This window comes from Aeromonas sp. QDB25 (assembly GCF_027707725.1).
Classification (GTDB): domain Bacteria; phylum Pseudomonadota; class Gammaproteobacteria; order Enterobacterales; family Aeromonadaceae; genus Aeromonas; species Aeromonas caviae.
On the sequence record NZ_JAPCIZ010000029.1, the window covers coordinates 1 to 17,619 of the forward strand.

22 protein-coding genes and 1 riboswitch are annotated in these 17,619 nt (G+C 59.3%); of the genes, 18 read left to right on the forward strand and 4 right to left on the reverse strand.

The features are described from left to right. The 4 genes from PG883_RS11830 to PG883_RS11845 form a co-directional block, all read left to right on the forward strand. On the forward strand, positions 1–108 hold a 108-nt coding region (locus PG883_RS11830; protein WP_160838777.1), incomplete at its 5' end, for a transposase. Positions 109–151: 43 nt separating this feature from the next. Then, complete coding sequence (gene nfsA, locus PG883_RS11835; protein ID WP_010675008.1) at positions 152–877, forward strand: oxygen-insensitive NADPH nitroreductase; 726 nt, start codon at positions 152–154, stop codon at positions 875–877. A gap of 153 nt (positions 878–1,030) precedes the next feature. Beyond that, entirely contained in the window at positions 1,031–1,795 is a 765-nt protein-coding gene (locus tag PG883_RS11840) for a hypothetical protein (protein ID WP_010675007.1), read from the forward strand. Beyond that, positions 1,789–2,343, forward strand: coding sequence for a VOC family protein (locus tag PG883_RS11845; RefSeq protein ID WP_010675006.1), 555 nt, complete (start codon positions 1,789–1,791; stop codon positions 2,341–2,343). The genes PG883_RS11840 and PG883_RS11845 overlap by 7 nt, the downstream gene beginning before the upstream one ends. Here the strand turns inward: PG883_RS11845 and PG883_RS11850 are convergent. Continuing rightward, positions 2,328–3,581, reverse strand: a complete 1,254-nt coding sequence (locus PG883_RS11850) for an MFS transporter (RefSeq protein WP_010675005.1) — start codon at positions 3,579–3,581, stop codon at positions 2,328–2,330. The two genes, PG883_RS11845 and PG883_RS11850, sit on opposite strands and share 16 nt — an antisense overlap. 93 nt (positions 3,582–3,674) lie before the next feature. Between PG883_RS11850 and PG883_RS11855 the strand changes: the two genes are divergently transcribed. Then, positions 3,675–4,577, forward strand: coding sequence for a LysR family transcriptional regulator (locus tag PG883_RS11855; protein WP_010675004.1), 903 nt, complete (start codon positions 3,675–3,677; stop codon positions 4,575–4,577). A 66-nt stretch (positions 4,578–4,643) separates the two neighbouring features. Here PG883_RS11855 and ribA read toward each other — a convergent pair whose 3' ends face one another. After that, a complete protein-coding gene (gene ribA, locus PG883_RS11860) occupies positions 4,644–5,237 on the reverse strand; it encodes a GTP cyclohydrolase II (RefSeq protein ID WP_010675003.1) in 594 nt (197 codons plus the stop codon). A 263-nt stretch (positions 5,238–5,500) separates the two neighbouring features. Here ribA and cmk point away from each other — a divergent pair, with 263 nt between their 5' ends. From cmk to pyrF, 6 genes are all read left to right on the forward strand, one after another. Beyond that, positions 5,501–6,193, forward strand: a complete 693-nt coding sequence (cmk, locus tag PG883_RS11865) for a (d)CMP kinase (protein WP_010675002.1) — start codon at positions 5,501–5,503, stop codon at positions 6,191–6,193. Between the two features lie 93 nt (positions 6,194–6,286). After that, a complete protein-coding gene (gene rpsA, locus PG883_RS11870) occupies positions 6,287–7,957 on the forward strand; it encodes a 30S ribosomal protein S1 (RefSeq protein ID WP_270807234.1) in 1,671 nt (556 codons plus the stop codon). A gap of 92 nt (positions 7,958–8,049) precedes the next feature. Beyond that, the gene (ihfB, locus tag PG883_RS11875) at positions 8,050–8,334 is read left to right on the forward strand and encodes an integration host factor subunit beta (RefSeq protein WP_005299934.1); all 285 of its coding nucleotides are present in this window, start codon (positions 8,050–8,052) and stop codon (positions 8,332–8,334) included. Between the two features lie 156 nt (positions 8,335–8,490). Then, on the forward strand, positions 8,491–8,775 hold the full coding sequence (locus tag PG883_RS11880; protein ID WP_010675000.1) for a LapA family protein: 285 nt from the start codon (positions 8,491–8,493) through the stop codon (positions 8,773–8,775). A 9-nt stretch (positions 8,776–8,784) separates the two neighbouring features. Continuing rightward, entirely contained in the window at positions 8,785–9,951 is a 1,167-nt protein-coding gene (lapB, locus tag PG883_RS11885) for a lipopolysaccharide assembly protein LapB (RefSeq protein WP_010674999.1), read from the forward strand. Positions 9,952–10,072: 121 nt separating this feature from the next. Further along, complete coding sequence (gene pyrF, locus PG883_RS11890) at positions 10,073–10,771, forward strand: orotidine-5'-phosphate decarboxylase (protein ID WP_010674998.1); 699 nt, start codon at positions 10,073–10,075, stop codon at positions 10,769–10,771. Positions 10,772–10,857: 86 nt separating this feature from the next. Here the strand turns inward: pyrF and rrtA are convergent, their stop codons facing one another. After that, entirely contained in the window at positions 10,858–11,436 is a 579-nt protein-coding gene (gene rrtA, locus PG883_RS11895) for a rhombosortase (RefSeq protein ID WP_223937785.1), read from the reverse strand. Here rrtA and PG883_RS11900 point away from each other — a divergent pair. From PG883_RS11900 to PG883_RS11920, 5 genes are all read left to right on the forward strand, one after another. Next, the gene (locus tag PG883_RS11900; protein WP_174217460.1) at positions 11,402–12,055 is read left to right on the forward strand and encodes a tRNA-uridine aminocarboxypropyltransferase; all 654 of its coding nucleotides are present in this window, start codon (positions 11,402–11,404) and stop codon (positions 12,053–12,055) included. The genes rrtA and PG883_RS11900 overlap by 35 nt on opposite strands. Before the next feature lie 22 nt (positions 12,056–12,077). After that, positions 12,078–12,785: a 7-cyano-7-deazaguanine synthase QueC gene (gene queC, locus PG883_RS11905; RefSeq protein WP_010674995.1), complete on the forward strand. Its 708-nt coding sequence runs from the start codon at positions 12,078–12,080 to the stop codon at positions 12,783–12,785. 61 nt (positions 12,786–12,846) lie between these two features. Next, entirely contained in the window at positions 12,847–13,518 is a 672-nt protein-coding gene (gene queE / locus PG883_RS11910) for a 7-carboxy-7-deazaguanine synthase QueE (RefSeq protein WP_010674994.1), read from the forward strand. Position 13,519: 1 nt separating this feature from the next. Then, positions 13,520–13,750 carry a DUF3820 family protein gene (locus tag PG883_RS11915; protein ID WP_010674993.1) on the forward strand — a complete coding sequence of 77 codons (231 nt, stop codon included), beginning with the start codon at positions 13,520–13,522 and terminating at the stop codon, positions 13,748–13,750. Next, positions 13,747–14,310 carry a cob(I)yrinic acid a,c-diamide adenosyltransferase gene (locus PG883_RS11920; protein ID WP_010674992.1) on the forward strand — a complete coding sequence of 188 codons (564 nt, stop codon included), beginning with the start codon at positions 13,747–13,749 and terminating at the stop codon, positions 14,308–14,310. The genes PG883_RS11915 and PG883_RS11920 overlap by 4 nt, the downstream gene beginning before the upstream one ends. Positions 14,311–14,387: 77 nt before the next feature. On the opposite strand, the gene PG883_RS11925 is transcribed toward PG883_RS11920, so the two are convergent. Next, a complete protein-coding gene (locus PG883_RS11925; protein ID WP_010674991.1) occupies positions 14,388–14,786 on the reverse strand; it encodes an H-NS family histone-like protein in 399 nt (132 codons plus the stop codon). Positions 14,787–15,103: 317 nt separating this feature from the next. Further along, a riboswitch (Lysine riboswitch) is annotated at positions 15,104–15,275 on the forward strand. A gap of 87 nt (positions 15,276–15,362) precedes the next feature. Between PG883_RS11925 and PG883_RS11930 the strand changes: the two genes are divergently transcribed. Both PG883_RS11930 and PG883_RS11935 read left to right on the forward strand, forming a co-directional pair. Further along, the gene (locus PG883_RS11930; RefSeq protein WP_010674990.1) at positions 15,363–16,943 is read left to right on the forward strand and encodes a Na+/H+ antiporter NhaC family protein; all 1,581 of its coding nucleotides are present in this window, start codon (positions 15,363–15,365) and stop codon (positions 16,941–16,943) included. 85 nt (positions 16,944–17,028) lie between these two features. Further along, positions 17,029–17,610, forward strand: coding sequence for a thymidine kinase (locus PG883_RS11935; RefSeq protein WP_010674989.1), 582 nt, complete (start codon positions 17,029–17,031; stop codon positions 17,608–17,610). Positions 17,611–17,619 lie beyond the last annotated feature (9 nt).

A 17,619-nucleotide genomic window follows, 5' to 3' on the forward strand; every position in this document is an offset into this window, starting at 1 on the left:
GGGGTGAACAACAAGATCAAAGTGATAAAGCGCATGGCATATGGATTTAGGGACTCAGAATACTTTTTTCTGAAAATCAAGGCGGCCTTCCCCGGAAAGCCGCGATGAACCCTTTTTTTGGGTAGAGTGTGACCTTCATCCCGGAGGTACCATGAACCCGACCATCGATCTCATTCTTTCCCATCGCTCCATTCGCCAGTTCACCCCAGAGCCCGTCAGCGCAGAGCAGCTGGATCAGATCCTGAGCGCCGCCCAGAGCGCCGCGAGCTCCAGCTTCCTCCAGGCCAACAGCATCATCCGGGTCACCGACAAGGGGCTGCGGGCCACCCTGGCGGAGCTGGCCGGTCATCAGGCCTATGTGGTTGAGGCGGCGGAGTTTCTGGTGTTTTGCGCCGACTACCATCGTCACAGCCAGATAGTGCCGGAGGCCCGCACCGGCTTTGTGGAGCAGCTCATGATCGGGGCCATCGACGGCGCCCTGATGGCGCAAAATGCCTTGCTGGCGGCCCAGTCACTTGGGTTGGGCGGGGTCTATATCGGCGGCATTCGCAACAATCCGGCCGAGGTGAGCGAGGTGCTGGGTCTGCCCCATCAGGTGATCCCGCTGTTTGGCCTCTGCCTGGGTCATCCCGCCCAGCGGCCGGAGCAAAAACCGCGGCTGCCCCGGGCGCTGGTGGTGCACGAGAACCGCTATCCTGCCACCCTGGACCGCGCCCTGCTGGCCCGGTACGACGGGCAGATCCACGACTACTACCAGGCCCGCAGCAGCAACAACAAGGATCAGACCTGGAGCGGGCAGATCAGGGGGATCCTGGGCAAGGAGGCGAGGCCCTTCATGCTGGGATTCCTGCAGTCGAAGGGTTTTTGCCTCAAGTAATGGGGGCGGCGGGCGATATGGAGCAAGACGCACCGGATGCGGTCACCGCCTGGGAGCGTTCTTGTGAGGCAATACGGGATCTGGGCGCTACCCTATGAGGCTAAGCTGTTGTAGGATCTCGCAATTGGATTGGGACTGGAGTGTGAACACCCTATGATTTTAACCCTGATATTGCTGTCAATCGGCGCACTCCTGTTTCTGGTCATCGCCTATAACGTGGTGCAGCAATACAAGCAGAAGGCCGAATCGGACAAGCGCCAGGCCATTGCCCGTCACAAGGCGGTGGCAGACGAGACTGAAGAGGTGTTGCTGAACGTCAATCTGGTGCCCTTTTCCAAAAACATGGTGCTGCTGTTGCAACACCGGATCCTGGATGCCTACCGCGCCATCGCGCTGGTGATGCCCAATGCGCAGGTCAAGCAGCGCATCGCCGACGTCCAGCTCCAGATCAAGAACGTGCAGGAGAACTACAGCAGCCAGGACGAGGGGCATTTCAAGACGCCGGAGTCCGACCGCCAGGCCATCCAGATGCTGCAACTGGCCAAGAAGATGCGGGCCGTGCTGCGGGTCGAGCACAACAAGGGCAAGATAGATCCCCAGGGCTTTGCCCAGGAGGATCGCCGCCTCGAGCTGATGCAGCTCAAGATCAACATCGCCAACTTGCTCAAGCGGGCCATGGATGCCCAGATCCAGGGGCAGTACGGCACCTGCCGCCAGCTCTACACCAAGGGACTGGGGGCGCTGGCCAATGTCACCGACAAGGATCCCTACCTGCTGGCGCGGGAAGAGGACATGCGTCAGGGGATGCGCCAGCTGGAAGAACACCTGCAGCAGCACAGCGAGAAGGAGCTGCAAAACATCAAGGACAAAGAGACGGACGAACTGGACGTCCTGTTCCAACCCAAGAAGAAATGGTGATCATGTCACATCCACTGGATTCCACACTGGGGCCCATGGCCCCATTTGTTTGCCAACTGCTCACGGAAATGCATGCCGTCATGGGAGTCAAGGACTCCCCCGTGGTGGATCACCTCTGCTACCGCGCCGCCACCCTGCCGGAATATCTGGAGTTGAAAGCGGTGCTGGCCGCCCACGGAGTCTTGCTGGTGGAGGGGATGATAGGCGGTCGTCCCATCGCCACCTATCGCTTGCACCAGCCTGTCTGCTGGGAGCAGGTGACCGTCCCCTGCATCGAACTGGCCGCCCCCAAGGCGGGTCGAAGCCATCAGGCCGGGCTCGAACATATCGAGCTGGTGGTGCCCTCGCTCACGACCTTGGTGACGACGCATCCGGATGTCCCCTTCAAGACCGGCAACATCGATGACGGACGCAATCCGGATATAGGATTGATGCTGCCCTCCGGGCAGATCAAGTTTCATCTGCGCCCGCTTGAGGAGGTGATCGACGAAGAGCTCTGCACCGGCGCCGTGGTGCCGGTACCGGCGGACTATTATGACGGTCTGTGAGGGAAGGACCCGTTGACGGGAGCCTGATCCTGTGGCGTCAACGCACAAGCGGGCGCCACACGTCCTTTCAAGTGACCGAGCCAGAGGCTCAACCCGGCGGTGATCATCAACACCAGCTCGATGCCGAGCACCAGACCCCATAGCCCCCCTTGCTCCCAGAAGGGATGCAGATAAAGCCCGCCCAGGCTGGCCCCCAGGTAATACCCCACCAGATAGAGCGACGAGGCGAGCGCCCGGTTGTGCTCCACGTGCTGGCCGACCCAGGCGCTGGCACAGGCGTGGGCCAGGAAGAAGCCGAAGCTCGAGACAAGCAATCCCCCGATGATGGCGACAAGGCTCCCCTGCAACAGGGCCAGACTGCCGAGTGCCATCAAGGTTATTCCCGCCAGCAGCAGACGATGTGCTCCCCAGCGATGGGCCCCGCGGCCGCTCAGTGAAGAGGCGACGGTGCCGGTGAGGTAGGTCAGAAACAGCATGCCGAGCCACTGGGTCGGCAGGGAGAAGGGGGCCTTGGCCAGCAGGAAGGTGAGATAGCTGTACTGGTTCAGGAAGACCATGAAGTTGAGGCCGCCGATGAGATAGGCCCCCACCAGCAAGGGGTTGCCAAGGTGGCTCTGGATGGCGCGGCGCAGTTGCCCAGGCGCTGCCTCCACGGCCACGAAGCAGCGCTGGGCGGGCAGCAGCCAGATGACCAGTGGCAGCAGGGCGAGGCTGATGATCCCGATACCGAGGAAAGTGTGCTGCCAGTCACCAAACCAGCCAGCCAGCAGACCGCCGACCACCCGGCCCGCGATGCCTCCCAGGGAGTTGGCCGCGATATAGACGCCGACGGCTACGATGAGGGCACGTTTGCTGAACTCTTCCCCCATGTAGGCAATGGCGGTGGCGGGCAGCCCTGCCAGCAGGACGCCTTGCAGGATGCGCAGGCTCACCAGCACATCAAAGTGGGTGACCCAGGGGATGCACAGGGAGAGCAGGATGGCGGCCGCCAGGGTCCACAGCATGATCCGCCGCCGTCCGAACCGATCAGCCAGACGGGCACAGACGAGCAGGGAGCCTGCCAGCCCTGCGGTACAGCCTGCCAGCGTCCAGCTGGCGGACAAGGCGCTGACCGAGAAAACCTCTGCCAGGAGCGGCAGCAGGGGATGGGTCTGGTAGAGATTGAGGAATACCAGGAAGGAGCCCAGGCTGAGAGCCAGGGTGGCGCGTATCCATTCGCGACTACCTATTTCAATCATATGGAGTTGTCCCGACGACTTTTGTGCAGGGTAGTGCGACGAAACGTATAAATATAATATATTTAAGTTATCACCCTGATAAATGAAATTGATATGGACCTGAAACAGCTCGGATACCTGCTGGCGGTGCGCGATGCCGGCTCCTTCACCAGGGCGGCCCAGGGGCTGAACGTGGCCCAGCCTGCCGTCAGCATGGCCATCGCCAAGCTGGAGCAGCAGCTCGATCTGCGGCTGTTTGACCGGCAGGACCGCAGCGTGCGCCTCACCCCGGAGGGAGAGGTCCTCTGCCGCCACGCCGAACGGCTGCTGCGCCAAATGCACCAGGCCGAGGCCGAGATGGCCGAGCTCAAGGGGCTGGAACGGGGGGAGGTGCGCATCGGCATCCCCTACATGATGGGATCCTATTACTTCCCGCCAATCCTGATGGCGTTCAAGCATCGCTACCCCGGCTTGAAGATCCGGGTGGAGGAGGCGGGCACCCGGGAGCTGCTCAGCCGCATGGTGGATGGCAGTCTGGATCTCGCCATCCTCATCACCAGCGATCTGCCACCGGCCCTCGAGGGGGCGCAACTGCTGCGGGAAGAGATGCTGATGGTGGTGGGGGAGGAGCACCCGCTGCGCGGCGCTGAGTCGGTCTCGCTGCCACAGTTCTTCGGCCAGGAGCTCGCCATGTTCCGGCGAGGCTTCTACCACAGGGAACACATGGAGGTGTTGGCGCAGGGGTTGGGGGTAGAGCCTGACATCGCGTTCGAAAGCAATCTCATCCCGCTGCTCAAGGCGGTGGTGCGTCAGGGATTCGCCGTGACCACCTTCCTGCGCATGGCGCTGGAAGAGGAGCCGGCCCTCACCGGCATCCCTTTTTCACCCCCTATCTTCCTGGATCTCTGCGTAGCCTGGCGACGGGGGGATCCGCTCTCCATGGCGAACCGGGCATTGCGGGATTTTTTGCTGGCACAAGGGGATGTTTCTCACCATTGCGCTACAGATACTCAATGATTGAGTGGTATCACCAATAAAAACGCCTCCAATCTGGAGGCGTATGCTGACAAGGTGGATGCAACCTTATTTCTTGAACAGGTGATCCAGCTTGTTTGCCTTGGTGGAGAGATAAAACTCGTTGTGGGGATTGCGACCTTCCTGAAGGGGCACGCGCTCCGCCACCGGGATGCCAAAGGATTCCATCGCCTTCAACTTGCGCGGGTTGTTGGTCATCAGGCGCAGGGACTTGACCTCGAGCGCCTTGAGCATGTCGGCGCAGATGGTGTAGTCACGCATGTCGGCGGCAAAGCCAAGCGCCACGTTGGCCTCCACGGTATCGGCCCCCTGATCCTGCAGATGATAGGCCCGGATCTTGTTGAGCAAGCCGATGCCTCGCCCTTCTTGACGGACATACAGCAGGACGCCGCGGCCCGCCTTGGCGATGTTTTCCAGAGCGGCCTGCAATTGGAAGCCGCAGTCACAACGCAGACTGAACAGGGCATCCCCGGTCAGACACTCGGAATGAATGCGTCCCAGCACGGGTTCGCCGTCTGCGATATCGCCCATCACCAGCGCGGCATGATCCTTGCCTGTGCCGGTTTCCTGAAAACCAACCAGCGTGAAAGTGCCCCAGGGGGTCGGCAACTTGGATTTGGCCACGAGGGTAACGCTGCTCATATGGTTGCTCCTGACTACAGCTGCTTAAAAAAGGGCGGCCAGTTTAGCGCGCATTGTCCGGAACAACCATAAGAACAAAACCTTGCGTGAGAAGTGGGTTAACCCGATTGGTCAGAATAGGTGCAATCACGACGACTTTTGCGCAATTGTGTGCCCTGACAACTGCCAGAGACGGCGCATTCGGGTATAATCGGCGCCCATTAACCCATCCCGACAGGGATGTGTGCAACCAGTCAAGATGCCGAGTGCGCAGGAGAAACGTTATGGCTCAGATGGCCCCCGTGATGACTATTGATGGCCCAAGTGGAGCAGGAAAAGGCACCTTGTGCCAGTTGCTGGCTGAAAAACTGGGCTGGCACCTGCTCGATTCCGGTGCCATCTACCGGGTGCTCTCCCTGGCAGCCCTGCATCACGATGTGGAGCTCGATTCCGAAGCCGCATTGGTTCCCCTGGCCGCCAATCTGGATGTGCAATTCCAGGTAGAAGGGGCGCTGGTCAAGGTGATCCTCGAAGGGGAGGATGTTTCCCGTACCATTCGTACTGAAGAAGTGGGCAACGCGGCCAGCAAAATCGCGGCGTTTCCCCGGGTACGTGAAGCCCTGCTGCGCCGTCAGCGTGCATTCCGCCAAGCCCCCGGTCTCATCGCCGACGGTCGCGACATGGGTACAGTGGTTTTCCCCGAGGCGGATGTGAAGATTTTCCTCGACGCCAGCGCCGAGGAGCGGGCCCAGCGCCGCTATAAGCAGTTGCAAGATAAGGGCTTTGATGTTAACTTTGAGCGTCTTTTAACCGAGATTCGGGAACGTGACGATCGCGACAGAAATCGCGCCGTCGCTCCCCTGAAACCCGCGGAAGATGCTCTTGTTGTAGACTCAACGTCCATGACCATAGATGAAGTGCTGGCAACGGTGCTTGCCTATGCAGAGCAACAACTTGGTGATGTCAGCGCAAACTGATGTCAGTCGTCTGCACCAAGGATGGCGCAGATAATTTAAAACAACCCCGCTTGTGCCGGATTGCAAGTGGATGTTTCATTTGTGACATAAACAATGATCGAATCTTTTGCTCAACTCTTTGAAGAGTCCCTGAATGCCGTTGAAACCCGTCAAGGTTCCATCGTCAAGGGCACTGTCGTTGCTATCGAGAACGGTTTCGTACTGGTTGATGCCGGTCTGAAATCCGAGTCTGCTATCCCGGCTGAAGAATTCAAGAACGCCATGGGCGAGCTGGAAATCAACGTAGGTGACTCCGTTGACGTGGCTCTGGACTCTATCGAAGATGGTTTCGGCGAAACCAAGCTGTCCCGCGAAAAAGCCAAGCGCCACGAAGCCTGGCTGCAGCTTGAAAAAGCTTACGAAGAGCAAGCTACCGTTATCGGTATCATCAACGGCAAGGTCAAGGGTGGTTTCACCGTTGAGCTGAACGGCATCCGTGCCTTCCTGCCGGGTTCTCTGGTTGACGTGCGTCCGATCCGTGACACCGCTCACCTGGAAAACAAAGAACTCGAGTTCAAAGTCATCAAGCTGGACCAGAAGCGCAACAACGTTGTTGTTTCCCGTCGTGCCGTGATCGAGACCGAGAACACCTCCGAGCGTGAAAGCCTGCTGGCCAACCTGCAAGAAGGTCAAGAAGTTAAGGGTATCGTCAAGAACCTGACCGACTACGGTGCATTCGTAGATCTGGGCGGTGTTGACGGCCTGCTGCACATCACCGACATGGCGTGGAAGCGCGTTAAGCATCCTTCCGAAATCGTCAACGTTGGCGACGAGATCGCTGTCAAGGTTCTGAAGTTCGACCGCGAGCGTACCCGTGTATCCCTGGGCCTGAAGCAGCTGGGCGAAGATCCCTGGGTTGCTATCGCCAAGCGTTACCCGGAGACCACCCGTCTGTCTGGCCGCGTGACCAACCTGACCGACTACGGCTGCTTCGTTGAAATCGAAGAAGGCGTGGAAGGCTTGGTACACGTATCCGAGATGGATTGGACCAACAAGAACATCCACCCGTCCAAGGTTGTCAACGTTGGCGACGTGGTTGACGTGATGGTTCTGGACATCGACGAAGAGCGTCGTCGTATCTCCCTGGGTCTGAAGCAGTGCAAATCCAACCCGTGGCAGCTGTTTGCCGAAACTCACGCCAAGGGCGACCGTGTTTCCGGCAAGATCAAGTCCATCACTGACTTCGGTATCTTCATCGGTCTGGATGGCGGCATCGACGGCCTGGTTCACCTGTCTGACATCTCCTGGAACAACCAGGGCGAAGAAGCCGTGCGTGAATTCAAGAAGGGCGACGAGATCGAAGCCGTTGTTCTGCAAGTGGACCCGGAGCGTGAGCGCATCTCCCTGGGCGTCAAGCAGATCGAAGAAGACCCGTTCAATAAGTACCTGTCTGACAACAAGAAAGGTGCTATTGTGAAGGGCAAGGTTACCGAGGTTGATGCCAAGGGTGCCGTGATCGAACTGGCTGACGGCGTAGAAGGCTACCTGCGTGCCTCCGACGCTGCTAGTGACCGCGTAGAAGACGCCACTCTGGTGCTGTCTGTTGGTGACGAAGTTGAAGCCAAATTCATGGGCGTTGATCGCAAGAACCGTACCGTAAGCCTGTCTGTCCGTGCCAAGGACGAGGCTGACGAGCGTGTTGCCATCGACAGCCTGAACCAACAAGAAGAAGTTGTGTTCAGCAATGCCATGATGGAAGCGTTCAAAGCCGCCAAGGGTGAGTAATCCTTGATGCAAGAAAAGGGCGGCATTGCGCCGCCCTTTTTTATCTTGGCAAAATGATTATTGCATGTGATCGGGGAAGGAGATTTAACCTTATGACCAAATCAGATCTCATCGAACAACTGGCAGCCAGCCGCATGCATATGCCGGCCAAGGATGTCGAAGCCGCTATCAAGGAGATCCTTGAGCAGATGGCATCGACCTTGCAAAACGGCGACCGGATTGAAATCCGAGGATTTGGCAGTTTCTCGCTGCACTATCGTGCGCCCCGCGTGGGTCGCAACCCCAAGACCGGGGACAAGGTTGAACTGACCGGGAAATATGTCCCGCACTTCAAACCTGGCAAAGAGTTGCGCGAACGCGTCAACATCATCGAATAATGCAGAAAACGGCATACCTGAGTATGCCTTTTTCATTTTTATGTTCTGGAGTCTGCCCGTTGTCGGGTTTCTCACACTCTTTTCCCATTCGCGCTAGAGTCTGCCTGTGATTTTAAGGATAATCAGTCACTCATTCGCTACAGACAGGGAGCTCCCATGAAGCGTATCTTGGCCCTCATTCCACTGGTGCTGGTGTTTGTCCTGACCCTTGCCATCGGTTCTCAAAATGGTCAGCTGGTGCAGTTCAACTACTTGATCGCCCAGGGGGAGTTCTCGCTCTCCATGTTGCTGGGGTTCTTCTTCGCCGGCGGTTTTCTGCTGGGCTGGCTGGTATTTGGTCTGCTGTTCCTGCGTCTCAAACTGCAAAATCGCACCCTGAACCGAACCATGCGTCGTCAATCTCGCGAGTTGGAGCTTGCCCGGTCGACAACCAAGGAATAATGTCCCTCGATGCTTGAACTGCTTTTCCTGCTGTTGCCCATCGCCGCCGGTTATGGCTGGTACATGGGCCGCAGGAGTGTTCGCCAGGACACCCAGCAACAGAGTAACCAGTTTTCCCGCCAGTACGTGGCGGGCCTCAACTATTTGCTCTCTGACGAGTCGGACAAGGCGGTGGATCTCTTTATCCAGCTGCTGGAAGTCGACAGCGAAACCATCGAAACCCACCTCTCCCTCGGCAACCTGTTCCGTCAACGGGGCGAGGTCGATCGCGCCATCAAGATCCACCAGAACCTGGTCGCCCGTCAGCTGACCCGTGAGCAGCGTCAGCTTGCCTTGCAGGAGCTGGCCCGTGACTTTCTGGCTGCCGGATTGCTCGATCGGGCCGAAGCACTCTGGAAAGAGCTGTGTGATGACAGCGATTTCGAAGAGACGGCTCTGGCACAGCTCCTGATCATTCATCAGCAGTTGCGTGACTGGGACAATGCCATCGCCGTGGCGGTGCGTCTGCAGAAATTCCAGGGCAAGAAACTGGCCGAGCCCATTTCCCACTTCTATTGCGAACAGGCGGAGAGTGCCTTGCGCGATGGCGACAAGCCTGCGGGCATCGCCAAGCTCAAGCGTGCGCTCGGTGCCCACCCGGCCTGTGCCCGCGCCAGCCTGCGGCTGGCCGATCTGGCGATGGAGGAGGGCAGGTTCGAGGATGCGGCCAAGGAGCTCCTGCGGGTGTTCGAGCAGGACATCGACTTTGCCTCCGAAGCCATGCCAAAACTGCTCGAATGCTATCGCCAGCTTGGTCGCAGCCAGGAGCTGATCCCGCTGCTTGAAAAAGCGGTAGAGGATCATGCGGGGGTCAGCGTGACCCTGGCGCTGGCCAATCTGGTGGAGGCCCGCGATGGGTTGAGTCAGGCCCGTGCGCTGGTGCTGCGCCAACTGCGTCGCCACCCCTCCATGAAGGGGTTTTATCAGCTGGTCGGTTTCCAGTTGGCCAGTGCCGAGGAGGGGCCTGCCAAGGAGAGCCTGGAGCTGCTGCAACAGTTGGTCGGTGAGCAGATCAAGATCAAGTCGACCCACAAGTGCCGTCAGTGCGGCTTTGCCACCCATTCGCTGTTCTGGCAATGCCCTTCCTGCCGGCAGTGGGGCACCATCAAGCCGATCCGAGGGCTGGATGGGGAGTAAACGCCAGCGAGGCCAACACGCCCGGGCGAGCACGGATACCCAAGAATTTCAGATGCCAGCGTGCAACCGGGCCCCGGCTCTGCTGCGCCTGGCTGTGGCATAACAATCCATAGGAAGTGACATGCAAGACCCCAAAGTACTGGTCGCGCTGGATTATCAGCACGAAGCCGACGCCTTTGCCTTCATTGAGCAGATCTCACCGGCCCAGTGCCGCCTCAAAGTAGGCAAGGAGATGTTTACCCTGTTTGGTCCCCAGTTCGTTCGTCAACTGGTGGCCAAGGGGTTCGACGTCTTCCTGGATCTGAAATTTCACGACATTCCCAACACCGTCGCCAAGGCGGTGGCGGCCAGTGCGGAGCTGGGCGTCTGGATGGTGAATGTCCATGCCAGCGGTGGCGAACGCATGATGCGTGCCGCCAGAGAGGCGTTGCTGCCATACGGGGACAAGGCGCCCCTGCTCATCGGGGTAACCGTGCTGACCAGCATGGAGCAGTCCGACATGGCGCCCCTGGGTCTGGATGTGACGCCGGCAGAACAGGTGATCCGCCTGGCCACCCTTGCCAAGGCGGCCGGGCTGGATGGTGTGGTCTGCTCCGCGGAAGAGGCGAGTGTGCTGAAGGGGCTGCTGGGAGCCGAATTCAAGCTGGTGACGCCGGGCATTCGTCCGAGCGGATCGGCTGCCGGTGATCAGCGCCGCGTCATGACGCCGCTGGCAGCGGTGGAGGCGGGGGCGGATTATCTGGTGATCGGCCGTCCTATCACCCAGTCCTCGGATCCCGCCGCCGTGCTTGGGGCGATCAATGCCGAGCTTTGCCGGTAACGGCGTAATGGGCGAATGAGCGCAGGCCGGATCCCAGATCCGGCCTGCTGCATTTTGGCCGTGGGCTGGCCCTGCCTATAGGGAGTTCAGGAGTGGACGGCCTGGGTGTCCAGACGAATGGGGAAGAGGCCGAGCAGCAGGCCGGCGAGTGCGCCGATGAAGTGTGACTCGATGTGCACCCTGGCACCGATCAAGGCGGAGACAGGGCTCTCGCCGGCACTGTAAAAGTCCACACCGAGCTTGATGGCGACGCCCGCCAGCATCAGCCAGCCGGAGTGACGGCGAAAGCGGATGTCCTGCATGGCACCCCATACGAACAAGCCGTGCAGCAGGCCGGAGAGTCCCATGTACCACTGGGTTTGCGGGCAGCCCCACCAGATGCCGAGTCCGACCGCCGTTCCCAGCAGCAGCAACAGCACGGGCAGGCGCCATCCCGTCAGGTACTCCTGAAACAGGCTGTAGAGCACGGCCAGACCGCTCAGGTTGAGCAGCAGGTGCCATCCATTGGTGTGTGCCAGATTGCCTGTTATGATGCGCCACCCTTCGCCCTGGGCGATCAGGTCGCGATCGAAGGCGAGCTGATGATTTGGCACGGTGAAAAAGAGCAAGGCAGTGACGAGCGAAAGCGCGATGACCCAGAGCAGACCCGATTTTCCTGACAACATGAAGCAGCCCAACGACAAAGAGAGCCGATACTGTACACGCTGTACCCGGGCCCTCAAAGCGTGCCTGTGCGATTATATTCAGCGGGTGCCGAACCTGGCTGCGCTCCATATTCTGCAACACCCTGCCGAAGTAGGTCACCCCAAGGGGACGGCTGCGTTGCTGGCGGCGTCCCTGACCGATGTACGCATTCATGTGGGAGAGGATTTTTCCGACGACGAAGGGCTCAATGCCCTGCTTGCCGACCCCGCTGTCCAGTGCTACGTGCTGTGGCCCGATGAGGAGGCCCTGACCCTGATAGAGGCAAGGGAGCATCTCCTGAGAAGTGGGCGCACCGTGCGAGCCCACTTCATCCTCCTCGATGGCACCTGGCGCAAAGCCTATCGCATGTTGCACAGCTCGCCTGCACTGCTCGGGTTGCCGCGGATCTCCCTCGGCGCCATTGCTGGACAATATTCCATTCGCAAAAAGCCCTTTGAGGAGGCATTGTCCACCCTGGAAGCGGGCTACCATCTGTTGTCCCGGTGGGAAGGAGAGCCTGAGCGCTTCGCCCCGCTGATGACCCTGTTTACCCATTTGAACCGGCAGTGGCATGACTTTGCACAAGGCCGCCGCCGTTGAGTTGCCCAGAGGAGTGAAAAACATGAAAAAAGCCGTCGTGGTCTTCAGTGGTGGGCAGGACAGCACCACCTGTCTGGTGCAGGCACAGGCCCGCTATGACGAAGTGCATGCCATCACCTTCGATTACGGCCAGCGCCATCGGGCGGAGATTGACACCGCCCGCCATCTGGCGACGGCGCTCGGGATCGCCGCCCACAAGGTAATGGATGTGACCATGCTCGGGGAGCTGGCCATCTCTGCGCTGACCCGGGACGACATACCGGTGAGCTTCGAGCTTCAGGAGAACGGCCTGCCCAACACCTTCGTACCGGGACGCAACATCCTGTTCCTGACCCTGGCGGCCATCTATGCCTATCAGGTGGGTGCCGAAGCGGTGATCACTGGGGTGTGCGAGACCGACTTTTCCGGTTATCCCGATTGCCGCGACGACTTCGTAAAGGCGCTCAATCAGGCGGTCTCCCTGGGGCTGGATCGCCCCATCCGCTTCGAAACCCCCCTGATGTGGCTCGACAAGGCCGAAACCTGGGCGCTGGCGGATCATTACGGTCACCTCGATACCGTGCGTCACCAGACGCTCACTTGCTACAACGGAATCCAGGGAGATGGTTGCGGGGCCTGTCCGGCCTGCGAGCTGCGTCGCCGTGGCCTGGATCACTATCTGGCTGACAAGACCGGCATCCGTGCCAGACTTTACGAGAAGAGTGGACTGGGCGAGAAAAGCGGATCCTGAGCCTGTGCCTAGCCCGGGTTTGGGGTATAATCCGCCCCTTTTGCAGCAAGTCGTGACCAAGATGCACTACCCAATCAACGAGATCTTCCAGACCATCCAGGGGGAGGGGGTATTTACCGGCCTGCCCGCCATCTTCGTTCGCCTTCAGGGCTGCCCGGTGGGCTGCCCCTGGTGCGATACCCGCCACACCTGGGTGGTGGACCCCGAGCGTGAGGTGGCCCCTGGCGAGGTGCTCGATCGTTCCAATGAGTCCGACGGCTGGAGCAAGATGAGCACGGAAGATATCCTGGCCAGCTTTACCCGGCTCGGTTACCGGGCCCGTCACGTGGTGTTGACCGGTGGTGAGCCCTGCCTCTACGACTTGCGCGAGCTCTCTTCGGCCCTGGTGGCATCGGGTTATCAGGTGCAGATCGAAACCAGCGGGACCAGCGAGGTGCTGACCCATGAGCAGACCTGGGTGACTGTTTCCCCCAAGATCGGCATGAAGGGTGGGTTGCCGGTGCTGGTCTCTGCACTGGAGCGGGCCAACGAGATCAAGCACCCGGTGGCCACCGAGCACCATATCGAGGAGCTGGATGCCCTGCTGGCCACCGCCCGGCTGCGCCCCGATGTGATGATTGCGCTGCAACCCATCAGCCAGAAAGCCAGGGCCACGGAGCTGGCCATGGCGACCTGCATCGCCCGTAACTGGCGACTCTCCATCCAGACCCATAAATACCTGAATATCGATTGATATGGATGGACTCAGCGATGAGCGCATCTTGCTGATGCTGGCCAGCAAGATGCCTTACGGGAAATACAAGGGGCGGCGCATCATCGATATTCCCGAACCCTATCTGGTATGGATGGCGCGAAGCGGTTTTCCGGCCGGTATCCTGGGCCAGTCTCTGGCACTGGCCTACGAGGTAAAGCTCAATGGACTCGAGTCCATGATTATTCCCATTATTAACAGGATGTCAGAATGAGAATATATACAAGGCAAGGGGACAAGGGGCTCACGCGACTGGCCGATGGCACTTCCTTGGCCAAAGACGATAAACGTGTCGAGACCTATGGCGCCATCGACGAGCTGAATTCCCAAATAGGCTTGTTGATGGCTGAAATACCCGTCGGGGAGAGCACACTCCTGGCCGATCTCATATTGTTGCAGCAGGAGCTGTTTGATCTGGGCGGGGAGCTGGCATTTTCCAGTGAATCGCAAACGGATGCGCTGTGGCAGGTGAATGAGGCTTGGACGAACAGGCTCGAGCAACAGATCGATGCCTACAGTGCCGGGTTGCCGGTGCTGCGCAATTTTATTTTGCCGAGCGGTTCGCGGGCGGCGGCCCAGGCACATGTGGTGCGTACCCTGACCCGTCGCTGTGAGCGCCTGCTGCTTGGGTTGAGCCGCGTAGAGCGGGTGAATCCGGCCGTTTTGCCCTACCTCAACCGGCTGAGCGACTGGTTTTTCACCATCGCCAGATACCTGCTGGTATCGTCGGGTACCCCGGAGATCCTCTGGGTCAAGGCGGCTGACAGAGGCTGACCACCGCTCGAAGCAGCAATAAAAAACCTCGCCTTGCGAGGTTTTTTATTGCTGTGGAAAGGGGCCTGATATTGCAGTCAGATGGCAAAGGCTTCCACAGATTTGCCTTCAGCAACGGCCTTGGCAATGACCGAGGGCATGCGGCCCTGACCGGTCCAGGTTTTTTCCACGCCATTGTCAAGATAACGATATTTGGCGGGGCGGGGCGCACGTTTGCTGACCTTGGTATTCTCGGGAACCACGGTGTTGACCAATTCGGCGGGATCGATCCCTGCGGCCCTCAGCATTTCGGCATATTCGGCAATTTTCTTTTGATGCTCTTCACGGGCCTGGCGTTCGGCGGATTCATCTTGTCGACGTTCATCGACGATGGCGGAGAGCTTTTCCAAGCCTTCTTCCAGTTGTTCCAGCGTCAAATCGCGGCAAACTGCACGCAGGCTACGGATATTCAACAGCACTTTCAGAAATTCGTTCATATTGGCTACCACGCGAGCAAAATATTAAGGGAAGAACTGGTTTTTCGATAATTTATAGGGGTGTTTGGCACCAAGTCAAGCCTGCCCAAATAATTAATTAGGCTGATAAATTAAGTCTTGAAATAGATATGAAGGATATTTTTATCCGTTTGACGGGCCAGCATCTTCGAATGGGTTCATGTCAGATGAAAATATCGCCAGTAGAGTCTTTGATGAACCATTTGACTATCTTTGAAGATGTGGGTGCCACAGAAACCTTGAAATTTAATCAAAAAACTTGCTATCACCCGGCGGCTCGATAAAATGTGGCGCGAATACCTTTAAGTAGAGGCGCGCTGCCTATGAGTAACCGAGCGGAGGGTGATGCCTGCGATGCTCGATGAAAGGAGTCGGCGCCGAAGTGACCAGGCCATCATACCGGGTTGCTGGTTCTGCATCTAATAGGTGCAGGACTGCCATAGTCATCCACTATGGAGCGCTACCTGAAGGGGCTGAGGAGTATACCCTCCCCATGGGTTTTGTTTCTTTGATCCTCTCGGTAGATCTCCACCTGTTGTCTTTAGGTGCAAAGAGATCATGGACATCGTTCATTACGCCGACTCCGGTTGGTCCGTCGTTCCCCCCCTGCTGGCCGTTGCGCTGGCGATCATCACCCGCCGCGTCCTGGTGTCGCTGGGGGTGGGCATAGTCGCAGGCAGCCTGCTGCTCAACCAGTTTTCTCCCCTTGCGTCCCTGCATTACATGCTCGACACCGTGCTCAGGATCTTCTGGGTCGACGGTGCGCTCAATCGTGACAACGTCAACATGATCCTCTTCATGTTGCTGCTGGGCGGCCTCATCAGCCTGATGAGCGTCTCCGGTGCGACCCGGGCGTTTGCCGAGTGGGCGGAGCGCCGCGCCAAGACCCGCAAGGGTGCCAAGTCCCTGACCGGTCTGATGGTGTTCGCCTTCTTCATCGACGACTTCTTCCACAGTCTGTCGGTGGGGGCCATCTGCCGTCCGGTGACCGATCGCTTCCAGATCTCCCGCGCCAAGCTGGCCTATCTGCTGGACTCCACCGCCGCGCCGGTCTGCGTGCTGATGCCGGTCTCCTCCTGGGGGGCCTACATCATCGCCCTCGTCGGCGGCATCATGGCGGCTCATGGTCTGACCGACCAGAGCCCCATCTCCGCCTTCGTCGAGATGATCCCCATGAACCTCTATGCGGTGTTCACCCTGATCATGGTGCTGGTGGTGATCGCCTTCCAGCTCGACATCGGCCCCATGCGTCAGCATGAGCAGTGGGCATTGGAGGGCAAGCTGTGGGACGAGTCCAAGGGGCGCCCCATCGGGCTCGACATGGAGAGCCCGGAGGAGAGCAATGGCGGCATGATTGACATGGTGCTGCCCATCCTGACCCTGACCTTGGCCACCGTCTATTTCATGATTGACTCCGGGGCTGCGGTGCTGGCCGACAAGGGGCTGCCGTTCAGCGTGCTCGGCTCCTTCGAGAACACCAATGTCGGCTCCTCCCTGGTCTATGGTGCCCTGTGCAGCCTGGTGGTCTCCATCGGTCTGGCCATGCGCCTCAAGCTGGGGGCAAGCAACTGGATGAAAGCGGCTCCGCAGGGGATCATGGCCATGCTGCCCGCCATCAACATCCTGCTGTTCGCCTGGACCATCGGCGCCGTGGTGCGCGATGTGGAAACCGGCAAATACCTGGCCTCCCTGGCCAATGGCAATCTGCCGGTGGAAGTGCTGCCCGCCGTGGTTTTCGTGCTCTCCTGCGCCATGGCGTTTGCCACCGGCACCAGCTGGGGTACCTTCGGCATCATGCTGCCGCTGGCCGGCGACATGGCGGCCGCCAGCGACATCAGTCTGATGCTGCCCATGCTGGCCGCCGTACTGGCAGGGTCCGTGTTCGGGGATCACAGCTCCCCCATCTCCAGCACCAGCATCCTGTCTGCCACCGGGGCCGGTTGCCATCACATCGATCACGTGATGACCCAGCTGCCCTATGCCCTGGCCATCGCCTTTGGCGCTGCGCTCGGCTACCTGGTGATGGGGCTGATGCACTCCGCGCTGGCCGGTTTCACCGTGAGCGGGCTCTGGTTCCTGATCTTCTCCGGTTACCATTTGCGCAAAGCCCGGGCGTATAGCGCCGTGGCAGTTGCATAAGAGAACAAGGGGCCTGCGGGCCCCTTGGTTTTGGCAGGGGCTTTGGTTAGCATGCGCCCCATCACTCCCGTTTCGGAACCCCATCATGGCTTCACTGCACTACAAATTTGCCACCATGAACTCAGGCAAATCGACCCAGCTCATCCAGGCCCACTTCAACTATCTGGAGCGTGGCATGTATCCGCTGGCCATGACGCCCGCCATCGACGATCGCTTCGGTGCCGGCGTCATCAGTGCCAGGGTCGGTCTTGAGCTGAAAGTGGAGGTGTTCAGCGACAGCTGCGATCTCTTCGAGATGGTCAAGGCGCGCCACGCAAAGCGGCACATCGATGTCTTCATCGTTGACGAGGCGCAGTTCCTGACCCGTGAGCAGGTCTACCAGCTCGCCCGCATCGTCGACGAGCAGGACATTCCGGTGATTGCCTATGGTCTCAAGACCGATTTTCGCGGCGAACTGTTTCCCGGCTCCTACCACCTGCTCTGTCTGGCGGACAAGTTCGAGGAGCTAAAAAGCATCTGCTGGTGCGGCAACAAGGCCCACATGAACTCGCGGGTCAACGAGGCGGGGCAGGTGATGCGCGACGGTGAGCAGGTGGAGATCGGCGGCAACGATCGCTATGTGTCGCTCTGCCGCAAGCACTATCTGGAAGGGCGGGCCTTCAAGTAACCCGTGGCT